The following is a 534-nucleotide window of genomic DNA, read 5'->3' on the forward strand; positions in this document are numbered from 1 at the left end:
ATCCGGACTACGACATACTTTATGAGGTCCGCTTGCTCTCGCGAGGTCGCTTCTCTTTGTATATGCCATTGTAGCACGTGTGTAGCCCTACTCGTAAGGGCCATGATGACTTGACGTCATCCCCACCTTCCTCCAGTTTATCACTGGCAGTCTCCTTTGAGTTCCCGGCCTAACCGCTGGCAACAAAGGATAAGGGTTGCGCTCGTTGCGGGACTTAACCCAACATTTCACAACACGAGCTGACGACAGCCATGCAGCACCTGTCTCAGAGTTCCCGAAGGCACGTTCACATCTCTGCAAACTTCTCTGGATGTCAAGAGTAGGTAAGGTTCTTCGCGTTGCATCGAATTAAACCACATGCTCCACCGCTTGTGCGGGCCCCCGTCAATTCATTTGAGTTTTAACCTTGCGGCCGTACTCCCCAGGCGGTCGACTTAACGCGTTAGCTCCGGAAGCCACGCCTCAAGGGCACAACCTCCAAGTCGACATCGTTTACGGCGTGGACTACCAGGGTATCTAATCCTGTTTGCTCCC

Annotated in this window: 1 rRNA gene; it reads right to left on the reverse strand. The window is 53.2% G+C overall.

The annotated features are described in order from the left end of the window. Positions 1-534, reverse strand: a 16S ribosomal RNA gene (locus B9P82_RS28135); the annotation flags it as partial.

This window comes from Citrobacter sp. L55, assembly GCF_002850715.1.
Classification (GTDB): domain Bacteria; phylum Pseudomonadota; class Gammaproteobacteria; order Enterobacterales; family Enterobacteriaceae; genus Citrobacter; species Citrobacter braakii.